The organism is Corallococcus sp. 4LFB (assembly GCF_046520365.1).
Lineage (GTDB): Bacteria > Myxococcota > Myxococcia > Myxococcales > Myxococcaceae > Corallococcus > Corallococcus caeni.
Genome location: NZ_JBKGHJ010000829.1, coordinates 1 through 2,289, shown reverse-complemented (window position 1 = coordinate 2,289; position 2,289 = coordinate 1). Strand labels below are relative to the sequence as shown.

The window sequence follows — 2,289 nt, the reverse complement described above, 5'->3', positions numbered from 1 at the left end:
GCGCGTCCTCCAGGGCGTCCGGCCGCACGCGGAAGTGGTCGTCCACGTCCACCGGGGTGAGGCCGCCCTCGCCCCAGCCCATGATGCGGACCGCTCGGGCCAGGCAGTAGTGCGCGGAGCGCGGCACGAGCACCGTCAGGGGCGGCCCCGCGTGCGCGCCGCCGTTCCACGCGTCGTAGCCGGCCTTCGCCTGACGGGCGGCGAGCAGGGCGGTGAGGTTGCCCGCGCTGCCGCCGGAGGTGAGCACGCCCCGGGCGCCGGAGGGCAGTCCCAGCTTCGCGGCCATCCACGCGAGCACGTGGTGCTCCATCGCGGTGGCGACGGGGCCCATCTCGTACACGGCCATGCCGTTGTTGAGCAGCGACGACACGGCGTCGCACAGCGCGGAGAGCGGCACGGGCGCCGTCACCTGGTGGCCCACGTAGCGCGGGTGGTGCAGGTGGTGCGAGCCCTCCAGCACGCGCGCCATCAGCGCGGCGAAGGCCCCCGACAGCTCCGGGGCCGGCTCTGCTGGAAAGGCCGTGGCGAAGCGCTCCTGGTTCACCGCGGGCGGGGCCCAGGGGAGCACCGGCATGGCGCCCCCTCCGAGCGCGGTCTTCAGGTAGTCCGCGAGCTGATCCATCAGGGCGTGGGCGGTGGCCCGGAAGGCCTCCGGGTCGTAGGCGGCACGCAGCGGGGGAAAGACGGGGGGCGTCATGGCGGGCGCAAGCTAACGGGAGCGCCCGTTCCAGGCCTGGGGAAACTCGGGCGCTGCTCCCCTCTCCCTGGGGGGCCGGGCGGGCAGGGGCCCGGCTTGAGGCCGGGCGGCTCGCGGCGCCTCCGGGCCATCCCCACCTTTCCCCCGCACGGGAGGAGGCGACCGATGGCCTTCGACGACACGCCGTTCGAGCGGCGCTCCATCATTGGCGGCATGCGGGTCCGCTCGGCGGACGGGAAGATGCTGGGCTACGTGGCCTTCATCGGCCAGGAGCACCTCTATGTCCGGCGCTCGCCCTTCAACCGCCACTGGAAGGAGGTGCCCCTGTCCGCCGTGGGCCGGGTGCTCCCGGGCGCCGTGGTGCTGCGCGAGGGCACCGGCCCGCTGGTCCCCGCGGACAAACAGCATCACGGGGAAATCCTGTCGCTGACCCATCCGCTGGCGCTGGTGCCGGGCGCGTCGCACGTCTGACGGTCGTCCGGAGGCCGTCAGGCGGTGGACACTCGGGAGGGGCGCGGACCGCTGAAGTGTGATTGAACTTCGTGTCATGGCGACATCCCTCGAAGAGCTCTCCCAGCGGGTGTCCGCGGCGTTCGCGGACCGGGCGAAATTGAAGGACGCGGACACCGTGGCGGCGGTGCGCGAGACGCTGGCGCGGCTGGATGCCGGCGAGCTGCGCGTCGCGGAGAAGGGCCCGGAGGGCTGGCGGGTCAACGCCTGGGTGAAGGAGGCCATCCTCCTGTTCTTCGCCGTGTCGGAGATGCAGGTGATGGAGGTGGGCCCCTTCGAGTTCCACGACAAGGTGCCCCTGAAGAAGGGCCTGGAGGCGGCGGGCGTGCGCGTGGTGCCCCCGGGCACCGTGCGCTACGGCGCCTTCGTGGAGCGGGGCGCGGTGGTGATGCCCGGGTACGTGAACATCGGCGCGCGGGTGGGCGCGGGCACCATGGTGGACACCTGGGCCACCGTGGGGTCGTGCGCGCAGGTGGGCCGGCATGTCCACCTGTCGGGCGGCGTGGGCCTGGGCGGCGTGCTCGAGCCGCCTTCCGCGTCGCCGGTCATCATCGAGGACGGCGCCTTCCTGGGCAGCCGCTCCATCGTGGTGGAGGGCGTGGTGGTGGAGGAGGAGGCGGTGCTCGGCGCCAACGTGGTGCTGACCGCGTCCACGCAAATCATCGACGTCACCGGGCCCCAGGAGGTCATCCACAAGGGGCGCGTCCCGGCCCGGAGCGTGGTGATTCCGGGCATGCGGGAGAAGCAGTTCCCCGCCGGGAAGTACATGGTCCCGTGCGCGCTCATCATCGGGCAGCGCAAGGCGTCCACCGACCAGAAGACCAGCCTCAACGCGGCCCTGCGGGAGTTCGCCGTCCCGGTGTGAGCGGCGCGAAAATCCGCCGCTGGCGCGGACGCGTATAGATGTCACGGGACGTGATACGTCCGCTGTCCTTCCGGGAACCCATGGAACACCTCGACGACATCCTCCCCGAGTGGCTGCTCGGGACCCTGGAGCCGGCCCGGCGCGACGCCGCGGCCCGGCACCTGGACGGCTGCGCGCGCTGCCGGGCGGAGCTGGCCCGGCTGACGCCCGCGGTGGA

General features: G+C 73.0%; 4 protein-coding genes. 3 read left to right on the top strand and 1 reads right to left on the bottom strand.

The window, feature by feature from the left end; all coding sequences use genetic code 11:
* A partial coding sequence (locus ACLEQD_RS41670; RefSeq protein ID WP_410391455.1) for a pyridoxal phosphate-dependent decarboxylase family protein occupies positions 1–697 on the bottom strand: 697 nt, incomplete at its 3' end.
* Between the two features lie 165 nt (positions 698–862).
* Between ACLEQD_RS41670 and ACLEQD_RS41665 the strand changes: the two genes are divergently transcribed.
* The 3 genes from ACLEQD_RS41665 to ACLEQD_RS41655 form a co-directional block, all read left to right on the top strand.
* Positions 863–1,168 carry a hypothetical protein gene (locus ACLEQD_RS41665; RefSeq protein ID WP_410391454.1) on the top strand — a complete coding sequence of 102 codons (306 nt, stop codon included), beginning with the start codon at positions 863–865 and terminating at the stop codon, positions 1,166–1,168.
* Positions 1,169–1,244: 76 nt separating this feature from the next.
* Positions 1,245–2,072 carry a 2,3,4,5-tetrahydropyridine-2,6-dicarboxylate N-succinyltransferase gene (locus ACLEQD_RS41660; RefSeq protein WP_120559077.1) on the top strand — a complete coding sequence of 276 codons (828 nt, stop codon included), beginning with the start codon at positions 1,245–1,247 and terminating at the stop codon, positions 2,070–2,072.
* A 38-nt stretch (positions 2,073–2,110) separates the two neighbouring features.
* Positions 2,111–2,289 (top strand): zf-HC2 domain-containing protein (locus ACLEQD_RS41655; RefSeq protein ID WP_410391456.1); only part of this gene is annotated, 179 nt, incomplete at its 3' end.